This window comes from Verrucomicrobiia bacterium (assembly GCA_019694135.1).
In the GTDB taxonomy this organism is placed as follows: Bacteria; Verrucomicrobiota; Verrucomicrobiia; order JADLBR01; family JAIBCM01; genus JAIBCM01.
On sequence record JAIBCM010000007.1, the window covers coordinates 62,822 to 77,716 of the forward strand.

General features: G+C 42.7%; 14 protein-coding genes. 5 read left to right on the forward strand and 9 right to left on the reverse strand.

Going from position 1 to position 14,895, the window contains the following annotated elements:
* Positions 1 to 94: 94 nt before the first annotated feature.
* From K1X66_09500 to rpmH, 6 genes are all read right to left on the reverse strand, one after another.
* Entirely contained in the window at positions 95 to 1,606 is a 1,512-nt protein-coding gene (locus K1X66_09500; protein ID MBX7158604.1) for an excinuclease ABC subunit UvrC, read from the reverse strand.
* A gap of 53 nt (positions 1,607 to 1,659) precedes the next feature.
* A complete protein-coding gene (locus K1X66_09505; GenBank protein ID MBX7158605.1) occupies positions 1,660 to 2,361 on the reverse strand; it encodes an FKBP-type peptidyl-prolyl cis-trans isomerase in 702 nt (233 codons plus the stop codon).
* Between the two features lie 130 nt (positions 2,362 to 2,491).
* Complete coding sequence (gene yidC / locus K1X66_09510; GenBank protein MBX7158606.1) at positions 2,492 to 4,252, reverse strand: membrane protein insertase YidC; 1,761 nt, start codon at positions 4,250 to 4,252, stop codon at positions 2,492 to 2,494.
* Complete coding sequence (gene yidD, locus K1X66_09515; protein ID MBX7158607.1) at positions 4,245 to 4,505, reverse strand: membrane protein insertion efficiency factor YidD; 261 nt, start codon at positions 4,503 to 4,505, stop codon at positions 4,245 to 4,247. The genes yidC and yidD overlap by 8 nt, the downstream gene beginning before the upstream one ends.
* Positions 4,502 to 4,870 (reverse strand): ribonuclease P protein component, encoded by a 369-nt coding sequence (gene rnpA, locus K1X66_09520; GenBank protein MBX7158608.1) that lies wholly within the window; start codon positions 4,868 to 4,870, stop codon positions 4,502 to 4,504. The genes yidD and rnpA overlap by 4 nt, the downstream gene beginning before the upstream one ends.
* 4 nt (positions 4,871 to 4,874) lie before the next feature.
* Positions 4,875 to 5,045 (reverse strand): 50S ribosomal protein L34, encoded by a 171-nt coding sequence (gene rpmH, locus K1X66_09525; protein ID MBX7158609.1) that lies wholly within the window; start codon positions 5,043 to 5,045, stop codon positions 4,875 to 4,877.
* Between the two features lie 132 nt (positions 5,046 to 5,177).
* Here rpmH and K1X66_09530 point away from each other — a divergent pair, with 132 nt between their 5' ends.
* Genes K1X66_09530 through glnD form a run of 3 tightly spaced genes read left to right on the forward strand, consistent with a single transcriptional unit; the run spans position 5,178 to position 9,234 of the window.
* Positions 5,178 to 5,648 (forward strand): L,D-transpeptidase, encoded by a 471-nt coding sequence (locus tag K1X66_09530; GenBank protein MBX7158610.1) that lies wholly within the window; start codon positions 5,178 to 5,180, stop codon positions 5,646 to 5,648.
* 1 nt (position 5,649) lies between these two features.
* A complete protein-coding gene (locus K1X66_09535) occupies positions 5,650 to 6,471 on the forward strand; it encodes an MBL fold metallo-hydrolase (GenBank protein ID MBX7158611.1) in 822 nt (273 codons plus the stop codon).
* A 9-nt stretch (positions 6,472 to 6,480) separates the two neighbouring features.
* On the forward strand, positions 6,481 to 9,234 hold the full coding sequence (gene glnD, locus K1X66_09540) for a [protein-PII] uridylyltransferase (protein ID MBX7158612.1): 2,754 nt from the start codon (positions 6,481 to 6,483) through the stop codon (positions 9,232 to 9,234).
* A gap of 7 nt (positions 9,235 to 9,241) precedes the next feature.
* Here the strand turns inward: glnD and K1X66_09545 are convergent, their stop codons facing one another.
* Entirely contained in the window at positions 9,242 to 10,534 is a 1,293-nt protein-coding gene (locus K1X66_09545; GenBank protein ID MBX7158613.1) for an NAD(P)/FAD-dependent oxidoreductase, read from the reverse strand.
* 126 nt (positions 10,535 to 10,660) lie between these two features.
* On the opposite strand from K1X66_09545, the gene K1X66_09550 reads away from it, so the two are divergent.
* Together K1X66_09550 and K1X66_09555 are read left to right on the forward strand one after the other, a co-directional pair.
* A complete protein-coding gene (locus K1X66_09550; GenBank protein MBX7158614.1) occupies positions 10,661 to 11,644 on the forward strand; it encodes a MoxR family ATPase in 984 nt (327 codons plus the stop codon).
* A 6-nt stretch (positions 11,645 to 11,650) separates the two neighbouring features.
* Positions 11,651 to 12,538, forward strand: a complete 888-nt coding sequence (locus K1X66_09555) for a DUF58 domain-containing protein (protein MBX7158615.1) — start codon at positions 11,651 to 11,653, stop codon at positions 12,536 to 12,538.
* A gap of 43 nt (positions 12,539 to 12,581) precedes the next feature.
* Here the strand turns inward: K1X66_09555 and K1X66_09560 are convergent, their stop codons facing one another.
* Entirely contained in the window at positions 12,582 to 13,970 is a 1,389-nt protein-coding gene (locus tag K1X66_09560) for a hypothetical protein (GenBank protein MBX7158616.1), read from the reverse strand.
* 284 nt (positions 13,971 to 14,254) lie between these two features.
* Positions 14,255 to 14,895 (reverse strand): hypothetical protein (locus tag K1X66_09565; GenBank protein ID MBX7158617.1); only part of this gene is annotated, 641 nt, incomplete at its 5' end.

Sequence of the window (14,895 nt, forward strand, 5' to 3'; positions counted from 1 at the left end):
CCCTCCTGCATTGCTCCTAAACCTAAAAAGGTTAACACCAAAAAATTAACGAGCCAATTCTCAGTAATTCAATTTTTCCGTTTCTAAGTGGCCTCTAACTTTTCAAGTAAGTTAAAATTTCCTGTGCCAATTTTTTGCTTATACCCGGAATTTTAGCTATTGCTTCCACAGACGTTTTTTTGAGGCGATCCACACTTCCAAATGTTTTCAGTAGCGCTCGTTTTCGAGCATCGCTCACCCCAGGACAGTCATCCAGGAGGCTTTCCGAAATACGTCGTTTCAAAAGGAGTTGATGATATTCGTTGGCCACGCGATGCGCTTCATCACGAATGCGCTGTAACAGTTTTAAGGCACCGGTTTCATGACTCAAAATCAAAGGTTCAAGTTTTTCAGGTAAATAAATTTCTTCATTTTCTTTTGCAAGGCCCAAAATGGCCGGCGGCAAAACTTTGAGTTGTTGAAATGCTTTTAAAGCGGCGCTGAGTTGTCCTTTTCCTCCATCCACTACAATAAGATCAGGCAAACGTTTGAGTTGAATTTCGGTTAAGATGGGAGTGGTATTTTCAGAAAATCCTAAAACTCGGCGATAGCGACGATAGATGACTTCTTCCATGCTCGCAAAATCGTTCTGACCCACAACGGTTTTGATGCGGTAACGGCGATATTGATAGCGATCGGGTCGACCATTTTTAAAAACCACCATGGAAGCCACTTTGTGAGTGGTAGAAATATTAGAGATATCAAAGCATTCGATATGTCGCGGAATTTTCCTAAGGGTTAAGCATTGTTTTAACTCTTCCAGATCACGTTCAGGAATGATGGTGGTGGGAATTTCTCGCTGAAATCGTCGTGATGGACGCGTGGTTTTTTTTAAATCAGCGATCATATCACGCAACATGGCTGCGCGTTCAAAATCCAGGCCAGCTGCCGCTTTTTGCATTTCACTGTTGAGTTCAAATTGCAACTGACGTGATTGTCCCTCCAGAAAATCGCACGCTTCATGAACTTTGTTTCGATATTGCTCCTGGGAAATTTTTGCGACGCAGGGCGCGGAGCAGTTTTTGATAATGTGATCCAAACAATGTTTGTAATCTTTTTCCGTTGGCACAGTAGGCTTGCAAGAGCGCAAACCAAATTTTTTTCGCATCAAGTTCAAGGTGCTTCGTAGCGCTCCGGAATGGGCAAAGGGTCCGAAATAGCGTGCTCCATCTTCTTTTTTGAGGCGAGTCAGGGTAAAGCGCGGATAAGGCTCGTTCAAATTGACTTTAACCAAAAGAAATCGTTTATCATCGCGAAAACTGATATTATATTTAGGGCGATATTCTTTAATCAATCGACCTTCCAATAAAATCGCTTCGGGTTCCGAACGAACGGTGTGTGTTTCGATGTGCCATATACTTTCGACCAGTGCACGCGTTTTCCAATCGGAAGCAATTTTTTTTCGTGAAGCGTGAAAATATTGGCTAACGCGCTTGCAGAGATCACGCGCTTTACCCACGTAAATGATACGGTTCAGCCGATCTCTAAAAAGGTAAACTCCCGGTTGGTGAGGAATAGCCTTTAAAGTCGAAGCTAAATCAGGAAAGGATGATGGAGTAGCACTCATCATCCTTATATTTTAACAGAAAACAAGCAATCTGCGAATGCGTTTTCTATTTTCTACTTTTGTTTTTTACTCTCTTTTTGATCTTTGTTTTGGTCTTTTTCTTGACCTTTAATATCTAAGAGTTCCACTTCAAAAATGAGAGCAGAGTTGGGTTCAATCTTATCACCGGCACCGCTTTCGCCATAAGCCAGATTGGGAGGGATAAAGAGCTTCCATTTGGAGCCAACCTTCATGAGTTGAAGAGCTTCTGTCCAGCCACGAATCACACCAGAAACAGGGAAGGTAGCAGGTTCGCCGCGTTTGATTGAGCTATCAAACTCTGTTCCATCAATCAATGTGCCAACATATTCGGTTGTTACTACATTAGTTGATGCAGGTTTAGGTCCTGTGCCTTCTTTGAGAACTTGATATTGCAAGCCGCTTGGTAAAGTCACAATGCCTTCTTTTTTGGCGTTTTCTTTAAGAAAAGCTTCGGCTTTAGCTAGGTTGTTAGTAGCCTGTATTTTTTGTTTAGCTTGGCGACGGGCAATTAATTCCGTGCGATAATTCATAATAACTTTCTGCATCGCTTCATCGGTCATTAAATTGGTTTCACTCTGAAATCCATCTTGCAATCCAGCTTGCAACTCCGAAAGAGTAAGACCTTCTGTGGAACGTTTTAAATTTCTTCCAATATCCACGCCAATACTGTAGCTGGCTTGTTCATCCGCTGTTTCAAGTTTGACAGATTCTTGAGAATTTTTATCAGACATCATAGAATTTGAATTTTCTGCCTTTTTTTCGCAACCGGAAAAAAGGGCAACGCTAGCTAACAAAGCAAATGGTAAATAATTTTTCATATAATTTGTGACTAATATATGGCAAAGAACTATATAACAGGGAAGTTTATTTTTTTAAACGGTTCTTTTTCATCTCAGCCTGTTGTCGAGCCATTTCCATCATCGCTTGCCATCGACTTTTAGGGCGATGAGTTTTTTTGAGTTCTGGCGGAGGTTTCGCCATGTTGTGGTAAGTTTGATAAACGCTCACAAGATTTTGCACCGTCCAATAAAGCGCAAGCGCCGAAGCATAATTATAACAGAACACAACAAACATTAGCGGCATTAGTTTCATGATAGCAGCCTGCCCTTTATCCATGCCAGTATTGGGCATGATACTCGTTTGCCAAAAAGAGGTTGCGCCCATAACCAAAGGCAACGGATTAATAGGAAATCCAAGTAGGTGAGCAACTGTATCTGGCTGAGAAAGGTCTTGAATCCACAGAAAATGCGCGTCCCGAAGCTCTACAGCGCTTCGTAACATGGCATAAAAACCAAAAAAGACAGGAATCTGGACGAGCATAGGGAGACACCCTCCCATCGGATTGATGCCATAAGTGCGATAGATTTGCATCATTTCTATTTGAGCTTTTTGCGGTTGATCCTTGTATTTTGTCTGCAACTCCTTGAGCTTCGGCCCCAGCACTTGCATCTGTTTCATCGTGCGATTGGCTTTCGATTGAAGCGGCCAAAAAATGCCTTTGATCAAAAGCACCATCAAAATAATCGCAACCCCATAATTATGAACAAAGCGATGTAAAAAATTCATCGTGTTCAATAACGTGACACTTACCCATGACCAAAGTCCAAAATCCATTACTAACTGTTTTTGGCCACCTAACTTAACTAAACGTTGATACTCTCGGGGCCCGGTATAAAGTTCGAGAGACAAATTCTTTTCCCCTGTTGAAGGCAAGCTAAACCCCGGCATAAGCCCCCAAATTTGGGCGCCCTTGGGAATCTGACTTTGTTGCGGCTCAAATCGCGGCAAATCCACCTCTTCAGCACGATAACCTAAAAATGGAACCTTTTTCGACTCTAACAAAGTAACAAAAAATTGATTACGGCTGGTAAGCCATTGTATGGAATGCATTTTGTCAATGACAGAACGCGCCTCGCGAAAAGTGATAAAAAGGAAACTACCTTTATTAAAAGCTGTGATCCTTTCATGGGTTGATTTGTCGCCATCGAACCAGTCCCAACCAATATAAAGCGGCAGATCATTTTTATGAATCGGAAAAGTCGTGCCACAATTAATATAAAAATCCGGAACGGTTACCGAATTCGGAGTGATATTTAAAAACTTAAATTCTGCCCTGGCCGTATAATCCCCCGTCAGCGTGATTTGCTTGCGAAGTTTGAGTCCGGACTGAAGTTCGGTTTCCAGCAAAACTTGATTAGAAGAAGCCATTAAAAGATTGCCTGAAGAAAGATCCGGTACTTGGTTCGTGCCCGTGTTCCAGGTTTGTAAAATAGGCCCTCGACCTAAAGCATTTAATGCCACGCGTTTCTCTTCTTCACCACGATGTTTTTTTAATAACGCTTGTCGAATTCCTGATCCTTCCGTCACGATTTCGTAATCCACATAATCATTTTCTAAACGGGCCGCTGTGCGCGCTTTTTCATAAACAGAAGGAAGTTGCGGACTCGGTGTTGCAGTAGAAGGACGAAGTTCTGGCGTAGGAGGCGACACAGCGAGGGCCTCATTAGTAGCCGTAACAGTTCCAGGCGGGAGTGGTTTCGGGGGCCAAATATGTTGAACCAAAGGCCCCCAAACCAAAATAAGACCCGCACAAATTAAAATAACTAACAAAGATTTTTTATCCATGATGCTTCGAACTCGTTAAAAATGTTTCCGGCACAGGATCGTAACCCGTAGTGCCCCAAGGATGGCAACGAAAAAGTCGATCCACCGCCAAATAGCCGCCTCGCCAAAATCCAAATCTTTCAATCGCCTGCTGCGCATAAATCGAACAACTCGGCTCATGACGACAACCGCAACCCGATCCTAAACAAGCTCTTAAAACCGGAGAAATGGCATAACGATAGCCCTGCAACAAAGCGAGCGCCAAAGCTTTCATCGGATTTTTAAAAAATTTGCCTTTTCCCATAATTTCAAAAGATCATTACGCAAAATATCATATTTCAAATTCTTGGCGTTTGGTTTCGGAATAACAAGAATATCTTGAGTCGACAAAAACTCATGCTGATGAACACGAAACGTTTCACGAATTAAACGACGAATTCGAGATCGCTCGCTCGCTTGCCCGTAACGTCGACTCGTTATAATACCCAAACGCGACATAGTGACAGCAGAATCAGAGTGAAACATCACAGTAAAATAACGACTATAAAAGGTTTTGCCATGGGTTTGGACACATTGAAATTGTGCCCGAGTCCGAAGACGCTGATAAGAGCGAAAGAAATGACGCGAAGAATCAGCCAATGGATTAGTGATTATGACGTCGATATTTTTTCTCTGTGCCCTTAGCAACCAGTCGTTTGCGACCTTCTTTACGTCGACGCTTTAAGATAGCGCGACCCGATTTGGTTTTATTGCGAGCACGAAATCCATGTTGACGCACACGGCGTCGTTTCGAAGGCTGATAAGTTCTTTTCATAACAATTTATACAAATTAACAAGTGGCCAGAGTGTCAAAGAGCGCTGTTCTTGTCAAATCTTAGGTAATATAAAAAAACAACTCTTTGCTCGTTCGACTTTGCGCCTTTTTTCCTTTAAGCTAATCAAAATTATGGGCGAAGTTTTTTTAAAGGTGAATATTGCAAAACAAATTTTAAAACTTTACCAGGGAAATTCATTTCAACAATCCTACCCCATTTCCACTTCTAAATTCGGTTTAGGATCAGAACCCAACAGCTTCAAAACCCCTTTAGGGTGGCACGTCATCGCAAAAAAAATTGGAGAAGGATTGCCCGCAGGCGCCGTGTTACGCTCTCGCGAATGGACCGGAGCAATATGGAACTTCGAAGACCCTTACCAAAGCGATGAAGATTTGGTATTAAGCCGAATCTTATGGCTAGATGGCGTGGAACCTTCCAATCGCACTAGTTTTGAACGCTATATCTATATTCATGGCACCAATCAAGAATATGAAATCGGCACACCCGCTTCACACGGTTGCGTGCGAATGAAAAATCAAGATATCATAGAACTCTTCGACAAAATCCCCGAAGGCACTAAAGTAAATTTGGTAGAAAATTAATATGATGTCACTAGAAGATCAGTTTCATGATATTTTAAATAAAGCAAAAAGAGGCCTAAATCTTTCGGATCACGATCTGATTAAAAAAACTGGGTTACGCGAAACCGATATCCAATCTTTATGCAATGGACAGCTAACCGATACGAATCACTTAAAAAAAATGGCTCAAGTTTTATCTTTGGATGCGGAAAGTCTTCTTGCTATCGCGCAAGATTTCTGGCAACCCCAGTCTGTTCACGTCGAAGGATTGCAACAATTTCAATCCGCTTGGGGAGACATGACGGTAAATACTTATCTTCTTCACAATCAAACTACGGCTATTGCCTTTGACACCGGCACCGATGCCCAAGCCATGTTGGATTTCATAAAAAAACATCATCTTCAACTTGAATCCCTCTTCATCACGCACACTCATGGAGACCATATTTTTGAATTGGATCGCATCCGAGAAGCCACTCAAGCTCAAACCTGGGTTTGCGAAAAAGAAAATATCTCTGGCGCTCAAACCTTTGAAGCAGGCCACCTCTTTTCTTTCGGCACTTGGAAAATTGAAACCCTGCTGACCCCAGGCCATTCACCTGGAGGGACTACCTACGTCGTGAAGGACATAAAACAACCCTTAGCCTTTGTGGGTGATGCCCTGTTCGCGGGTTCGATGGGCAGCGTGGCTGCCCCTTATTATCAATCCGCCCAGGAAAATATTCGAAATAAAATTTTAACTTTGCCCGATTCTACCATTCTTTGCCCCGGTCACGGCCCTGTGACTACCGTAGGCGAAGAAAAAAATCACAACCCATTTTTTGCCTCTTTTTTTAAATCCTAACCTTAACTTATGTCATCTTTCTGGGATAAAAAACAACGCGTGATGCAAGAGCGCCTGTTCCGGCAACTCAAAGCAGACCCGACTCATCCTCTCGACGTTTATCGGCAATTTGTGCAAGGAGAAAATCGACGTATTCAACGCGCCCACCAACAAGGCGCCGAAGGGCGCAGCACAGCTCATGAAAAAAGTTTGGTGATGGAAATTTTATTGAAACAACTTTGGGCTGAAGCTTTTTCTTTTCTCGAATCTTCAAAAAAAAATCGACCTCCACTCGCTTTAATGGCCCTAGGTGGTTTTGGACGAAATGAACTCAACCCCTTTAGCGACGTGGATGTAATGTTTCTTCATGACTTGAATCGCCTCTCGAAAGAAAAAGAAATTCAAATGAGCATCGAGCGCATTCTCTATATGTTATGGGACATGGGTTTAAAAGTGGGCCATGCCACACGCACCATCACAGAAACCTGTGAAATTGCTAATGAAAATCTCCAATCCAAAACAGCGCTCTTAGACTTTCGTTGCATCGCAGGTGATGAAAAATTATGTCAAAACTTTAATAAACAATTCTTTGCCAAATGCATTACTGGTCGCGAAGAAGAGTATGTTGCCTGGCGACTAGAAGATCAAATGTTGCGACATGAACAGCAAGGCGGATCCGTCTTCATGCAAGAACCGCACATCAAACAAGGTTGCGGAGGATTGCGCGATTATCATCACCTGCTTTGGGTAAGTCATTTCCTAAAAAACTTCCAATCCACTGATGATTTAGTGCGCGCCAATTTTTTAACCAAAGAAGAACATAAACCTTTGGAGCGCGCTTACGATTTTCTAATGAGAACTCGCAACGAACTTCATTTCTTATCAGGACGATTAAATGATAAAATGACGTTGCCAATCCAAAGCCAAATTGCCACAGGCTTAGGCTACGATCAACGCCCCCCCATCCGACGAGTCGAAGCGTTTATGCGCGATTATTATCGCGCGGCACAAACCATTTTTTTCTTAACCAACGCTTCAGCTCGACGATTAGCCGAATCAGTCGGAAAACGAAAAAAATGGTGGTCATTTCAAGGCTTTTCTCACACTCGCACACGCACCGAACGCATGGAGGGATTCACCATTCGGGGCAACGAAATTCTTTGCGAATCCGAAAAACTTTTTCAAGACGAACCCATTAAAATGGTCAAAGTCTTCTTAATTGCACAACAACGAAATCTATCACTAAACGATGATCTCTTGCGATTAATTCGTCGCAAAGTGCCACGCCTGGGAAGACGCCTAGCTTATACACGATCGGCCCATGAAATATTATTTGAAATTTTGAGTCATAAAGGACAAGTCGGTCGCATTCTTCGCCTTATGCATCAATGTGAACTCTTAGGCAAGATCGTGCCCGAATTTGCGCCCCTCACTTGTCTGGTCCAGCATGAATTTTTTCATCGCTACTCAGCGGATGAACATACACTCATGTGCATCGAACAACTCGATGCTCTCATGAACATGAAACAATTAAAAGGAGTTGAACCCTATCAAAAACTTTTAAAATCCATCGAAGATCCCATGGTCTTATACCTAGCACTTCTGCTTCATGACACAGGTAAATCCCAATTAAACAAAGACCATTCCGAAGTCAGCGCTTTCAATGCAGTGCGAGTTGCTAAACGCATGAAACTTTCGCCTGATCGACTGCGAACCCTTGCGTTTTTAACAGATCACCATCTCACCCTGTCAGAAATCGCGCAACGTCGTAACATCGAAGAACTCGAAACAATCGCCGATTTTGCTAAAATTGTAGAAACCGAAGAAAGATTAGATTATTTGATGTTGCTAACCTATGCCGACGGTCGTGGAACAACAGGCGGTGTCGGTTGGTCAGATTGGAAAGAGGGACTCATCTGGCAACTCTACGAAAATACCAAAGCCCAATTCAGCGGCAGTCCCGAATTCGAAAAAAGATGGCAGGAAAAAGCTGCACAACTCAAAACACAAGTCATGGAATACGTTTCCAAAACGGTGGATCCAAACGAAATTGATATTCATCTCTCTTGTTTACCACTGCGTTACATGCAGATCACCTCGGAACGCTTGATCGCCTTACACATTCAAGCCATTCACCAATTTCTAAAATTGCAACAGCGAGAAAACGCCAATCTGCTAAAACCCATTTTGTTATGGAACCCTCGTCCTGAGCGAGGCCATTCCGAATTAATTTGCGTAACGTGGGATCGTCAAAATCTCTTTAGTCGCATCGCTGGAGCGCTTTCTGTGGCCGAATTAAATATCATGAGTGCAGATATTTTCACGCGCATTGATAGTATCGCCGTAGACACCTTTTGTGTTTGTACGGAACGTCATGAAGCTGTCACCGAAACGCGCGACAGAAAAAAAGTCGCAGAAATTTTGGAAGAAGCTTTACTCGGTGAAACCTTCGATTTTGAACCATTATTGGAAAAAATTCGCAGCAAACGTTGGTTGAGCCACTGGATAGGCGATGCCTTCCCAACAAAAATTCGCTTGGATAACACAACATTTGGACGTTACACCTTACTTGAAATCCAAACTCCCGATCGCCCTGCGCTGTTACACGATTTAGTTTCTGCCATCAGTCAAGAAGGCATTCAAATCGCCTTTTCCCGTATCGAAACCGAAAAAGGCGCCGCTATCGATACCTTTTATTTAGTCGACTTTTTCAAACGAAAAATTCATGACCCAGGCATGTTGGAACGACTCAAACAAAGAGTCTTAACTTGCACCGATCTTTAACCTCAACTTATCTTTCGAGGGAAGAAAGCGCTTTTGAATTCGAACTTTCAAAAACAATTCGCGCTCCCCGTTTGTAAGTAAAATAAGAATAAATCCATTGAATCACGACACTAATTTTATTGCGCAACCCCACTAAAAAAAGTAAATGAATCACCAACCAGGCAAACCAAGCTGGGAAACCAGTAAATTTCAACTTGCCCGCCATCGCAATCCCATGCGATCGACCAATAGTCGCCATACTACCTTTATCCCAATAATGAAATTCCGGACGAGCAGGGCGATTAAATATTTCTGTATGAATTTCCTCCTGAATTACATTAGCCACATGATGCGCCATCTGAATCGCAGCAGGTGCTACTCCCGGAACCAACCCGCCTTGCTCCCAAGGAACCGCCGCCAAATCACCAATCGCAAAAACTTCGGGATATCCCGGCAAACTGAGATCTGATTTTACTATGACTCGTCCTGCGCGATCTAACTCCACACCCAACTTTTTAGTAAGAGGACTCGCACCTACGCCCGCTGCCCACAAAATATTTGCCGTGCGAATCACTTCATTTTCTAAATGAACTTCGTGCTCACGAATATTTTTCACATGAGAATTCAATCGAACTTCCACCCCCATTTTTTCCAGCGTAGTTTTAGCGTTATTGGCCAAGTCCTCAGGAAACTGTGGCAATAGCCGAGCCCCACCTTCAATCAAAACAATACGAGCTTTCGTAGGATCGATATAACGAAAATCACGTTTCAAAACATGCCGCGCTAACTCAGCCATAGCACCAGCCAATTCAACTCCTGTAGGTCCTCCTCCTACTACAACCAAAGTTAAAAGTTCTTTAACATTTTCCGAAGTCGGATTACCTTCCGCTCGTTCAAACGCCAACAATAAATTGCGTCGAATGGTCAAAGCATCCTCCAACGATTTAAGACCCGGCGCATAAGCCTCCCATTCTGGATGGCCAAAATAACTCGTCACCCCACCCAACGCCAAAACCAAATAATCATAAGTAAGCGCGCGTTGAGCCAAAACCACCCGCTTCTCAGACAAACGAATATCAACCACTTGATCCATATAAATCGTAAGATTTTTCTGATCCCGCAAAATCGATCGAATCGGCTGTGCAATATCAGGCGCAGATAAACCTGCTGTGGCCACTTGATATAACAAAGGTTGAAATAAATGATGATTCCAATGATCAACCAAAGTCACTTGCGCACGAGGATATGAAAAGCGCTTGCAAAAATTTAATCCTCCAAAGCCAGCACCCAACACAAGAACTTGAGGATTTTCAGGAAACATAAGATGAATAAGATGAATTTAGTCCAGAATTCCGAATTAAGCAATAATGTGATTCCTCTCGCCAAGCTAAGAGAATCGAATAGAATGTAAAAAATAACGTCAAAAATGACGTCTTCACAAAATTTTATGAGTTACAAAAATCCCTGGTCAGAACGCATCAAAACAGAAATCGGAAAGGCTGTTCTCGGACAAGATGCGGTTGTAGAACGATTATTGATCGCCCTATTAGCAAATGGCCATGTTTTATTAGAAGGAATGCCAGGTTTAGCAAAAACTTTGCTTATTAAAAGCCTGGGAGAAGCCTTGGGCGTGCAATTCGAACGTATTCAATTTACGCCCGATTTATTACCGAGCGACGTGGTAGGCACCATGATTTTTCAACCTAAAGAAAGTCTTTTTGTCGCCCATCGTGGTCCTGTCTTTGCAAACTTGGTCCTCGCTGATGAAATTAATCGCGCGCCAGCCAAAGTGCAAAGCGCTTTGCTGGAAGCCATGCAAGAACGTCAAGTGACCATCGGCGGGGAATCGCATCCTCTGCCCAACCCTTTTTTTGTAATGGCTACACAAAATCCTATTGAACAAGAAGGCACTTATCCTTTGCCCGAAGCGCAAACGGATCGATTTTTGTTTAAACTTTTAGTTGATTATCCCTCAGAAGAAGAAGAACGACAAATGATGGAACGCTGGGGTCAACTCATGACGCAACCTCAATTAAAAGCCGTTTCCAATGGAGAAGAACTATTAGCGCTACGCTCCGAAATTGATCAAATTTTTGTTTCTCCTTTAATCCAAGATTACATCCTAGCCCTTGTGCGTGCGACTCGCGATCTAGCTATTTCTCATTCGAATGCCACGCGCTATCTGTCTTATGGCGCTTCACCACGCGCTTCCTTAGCGCTCTTCCAAGCTAGCCGGGCTTTGGCATGGTTGCGTGGAGCTGATTATGTCACACCGCGAATGGTTCAAGAAGTTTTACCAGATTGCTTGCGACATCGCATCGGACTCACTTACGAAGCGGAAGCAGAAGAAATCACTACCGACAAAATTCTGCAAGAAATGATGCAAAAAATTCCGATCCCTCGCGAAAAAGAAATTCTAGCTCGCGCTTAATTCATCATGAACCAAAAAGCCAAATCCCTGGCGCTGTTACGCCGCCTGGAATGGGGCGTAAAACATGCCGCAGAAAGCATCCTCGGTGGCGAATATCGTTCCGCCTTTCGCGGCCGCGGTATGGAGTTTGATCAAGTCGTTAAATACGAATACGGCGATGATGTTCGCGATATCGATTGGAACGTAACAGCAAGATTGGGAGAACCCTACCGCAAAAAATATATTGAAGAACGTGAAGTCACCTTAATTCTAGTTTTCGAAGACTCCCCCTCGCTCCAATTTGGTTCTGGACAACGCGCTAAACGAGAAGTTCTCATGGAAATCGCTGGCTTGCTAGGTCTATTAAGCGCTTTAAATCGAGATCGCTTTGGCATTTTATATGCTTCACCCACCACCCACTGGTTGCGAGAACCTGTGCGCGGTCGCGGCCCCATTTTACATTCCTGCGCCTCATTGATGGCTCAACAACCTACCTCTTGGGAAGAAATAACTGAACAAAACCAAGTAAAAATTCCATGGAAACTTCTTTTTCACACCGCGCCACGACACAGCGTCATTCTTTGGTTAAACGATTTTTCGCCACGCTCCGCACCGGAAGGATGGGCTAGCTTACAAAAACGTTATCAAATGATGGGATTCTGCGTTGAAGATCCTTGGGAAATCCAATTCCCGCAGGAAGCCAGCCTAACCGCTTACGATCCCATCGGTGGAGCGCTCGTGCGATTAGAAAGCGGATCAGCCTCCCAACGAGAAGCTCACCAAAGCTGGGTTAAAGAAAAAACATCAAGCTGGATTAATTTATTCCCTGACCGACTTGCCCGTTTCAAAATCGATACCAAAGAAGATGTCTTAGATGCTCTAGTCAAATTTTTCCGCGCTAGAATGAATCGGTAAACTTTAATCTATTTCTACTAAATTTTGATCTGAAAACTTTTCCCTATTTAAAAACATAACATTTCAAGTAGGGATGCAAGTAAACCAGTCCAATCAAGTCAGGCCGACCTTCAGTGTTTTGAAAAACATAACCTAATACCGTTCCGCTAAGCGAAGGCCAGTCTGCAGGTATAACCTGATAAACACCTGGTGGCCCCATCCTAATCAGCTTTGAAGATGTAGGAACTGCCTTAGGTAAAATATAACAAACTGGTGGAGCCGGATTCGCTGGAGGAAATCCATTTTGATAAGGAATGGTATAATAAAATGGCAACCCAGGAAGAGAAAGAGCAACACTATAATAAAGCGGTATAGTTACATAAAAATTAAGTTTACTTTTCAAAACCTGACCACTTTTCAAAGTAACTTTAATAATGCCACCCTCAGCATAAGGAGGAACGACAGTAGTTATTGTTTTGTCAGTAGTCGCTTTAAATGTAGCTTCTTTGTTGCCAAAAGACACTTTTTTAACATCACCATAGGATTTCTTTCCGACCAAAGTCAGGATAACCACTCTACCAACCGTACCAGAACGCGGGGCTGAAATAATAAAAGGGTCACCGTTATCCGGATTGGTGTCTTGGCCACCGTAATTATCCCCAGAATTACCCGGATCACCTGGATCACCTGGATCACCTGGATTACCTGGATTACCTGGATTACCTGGATCACCTGGATTACCTGGATCACCTGGATTACCTGGATCATTAGGGGCATCAGGATTCGAATCTCCTGGATTTTGTGAAGAAGGATCGTTGGAGCCATCATTATTATCCGGAAAACTGCTGGGATTATTAGAACCATTGGAATCATTCGGACTATTATTCTCTCCAAATTGATTTCCTGACCCACTAGAATTAGCAGAAGCCCCATTAAAACCAGAATTTTCAGCATTTGCACCCAATTCACTATTAGCGTAGCTAGCACTTGATGAACTACCCCCTCCCGAAGAACTTGAGGAACCTCCTCCACTACCTCCAAAACTTCCACCTCCACTCCCACCACTACTTCCTCCTGATAACCCAGATGAACCACCGGATGAACCTCCGCTGATTCCTAATGCCGTGGAGTCGTTGGCAGATAAACTACGACGAGTGAAAAGGTTCATAGTAAGCATCAGGTTTGTTGGACTTGTCTCAGCCACTGAAACCTCATTAGATTCCGCAATTTTAGTTATCGTATCATCATTCGCAATATTTGATGCAACAACAAAACTTTTAGAAACAGTCGAGTTACCACGCTGACGAATGGTTGAAACATCAGGCACAACAGGTTTTGATAAAACTATACCTGCTTCTTGAATAGTAGGCGCTTCATCCTTATTTTTTAAGAAAAATATTGCACCAACCAAACCTACTAAAAAAACAATTGGGATAACTTTTTTTAATTTCATCGAAATAAATGGTTAAGGTTAAAAATTCATAAATCAATCAGTATTAAAAGCACAAAAATTAACTTGAAATGTTCATGATGAAAAATAGAGCTTAGTTTGCAATAAAAATATTTAATTTTATCATTTTTAGTCATCACCACTACTACAAAAAATCTAGAAATCTGCCAAGAATTCAGCAATTTACTAAAAATCGCTAACCTTTAGCATTTTAGTTTTTTATGGCTGACTTATCAATATCTGACCCCGTTCAAAAGCTATTTTCATACCTCTCTCAAAGAATTAGTTTAAAAAGCACTGGAATCAACTTTCAGTAAATCAGACCCAGATGGCAATAAAGGCAAATCAGGCCCAGGAGGTAACGCTGGCAGAATGGGGCCAGAAGGTAGCAAAGGCAAATTAGCTTTAGGAGGTAGTGCGGGTAAAGCGGGTGTAGTGTTCTGCTTAGGGAATAAATCATAAAGACTAGTTTTTTGGCTCGTAAAACTACCCTCTATTGCACTTTGCTTATCACCTTCAAGCCAATAAATACCTGCGTCTATTAAATTAAGTCCCACACTTGCTAAACGCCCTTGCCAACTTTTTTTAGGAACTACTAAATCTACACCCTGAATAGTTCCATGAACATAAGGTGATACATCCTTCCACTCTAGTTCTTGGATTGCCTTATATGTTTCGTTATATGTTTCTTGTGCTCCAATAGCATAGCAATCAAGAGATATATTAAATAAACCAGATAGCCATGAAGACATATTATATTGATTACTCAACCAATTAACATCACCTGAATCCATACAAACAAGCCCCAATGGATCAATGCCATTCACAGGATCTCCGTTGCAATAAGCAAAACGATTCAAACTAAGAGGATCGTAGGTGTTTCCGAGGAGGATGTCTTGGTTGAGGAAGCGGTGGAGTTGGGGGCAGT

Coding starts and splice junctions, on each gene's coding strand:
- K1X66_09500 (MBX7158604.1), bottom strand. CDS start 1,606: ATGAGTGCTACTCCATCATCCTTTCCTGATTTAGCTTCGACTTTAAAG.
- K1X66_09505 (MBX7158605.1), bottom strand. CDS start 2,361: ATGATGTCTGATAAAAATTCTCAAGAATCTGTCAAACTTGAAACAGCG.
- yidC (MBX7158606.1), bottom strand. CDS start 4,252: ATGGATAAAAAATCTTTGTTAGTTATTTTAATTTGTGCGGGTCTTATT.
- yidD (MBX7158607.1), bottom strand. CDS start 4,505: ATGAAAGCTTTGGCGCTCGCTTTGTTGCAGGGCTATCGTTATGCCATT.
- rpmH (MBX7158609.1), bottom strand. CDS start 5,045: ATGAAAAGAACTTATCAGCCTTCGAAACGACGCCGTGTGCGTCAACAT.
- K1X66_09530 (MBX7158610.1), top strand. CDS start 5,178: ATGGGCGAAGTTTTTTTAAAGGTGAATATTGCAAAACAAATTTTAAAA.
- K1X66_09535 (MBX7158611.1), top strand. CDS start 5,650: ATGATGTCACTAGAAGATCAGTTTCATGATATTTTAAATAAAGCAAAA.
- glnD (MBX7158612.1), top strand. CDS start 6,481: ATGTCATCTTTCTGGGATAAAAAACAACGCGTGATGCAAGAGCGCCTG.
- K1X66_09545 (MBX7158613.1), bottom strand. CDS start 10,534: ATGTTTCCTGAAAATCCTCAAGTTCTTGTGTTGGGTGCTGGCTTTGGA.
- K1X66_09550 (MBX7158614.1), top strand. CDS start 10,661: ATGAGTTACAAAAATCCCTGGTCAGAACGCATCAAAACAGAAATCGGA.
- K1X66_09555 (MBX7158615.1), top strand. CDS start 11,651: ATGAACCAAAAAGCCAAATCCCTGGCGCTGTTACGCCGCCTGGAATGG.
- K1X66_09560 (MBX7158616.1), bottom strand. CDS start 13,970: ATGAAATTAAAAAAAGTTATCCCAATTGTTTTTTTAGTAGGTTTGGTT.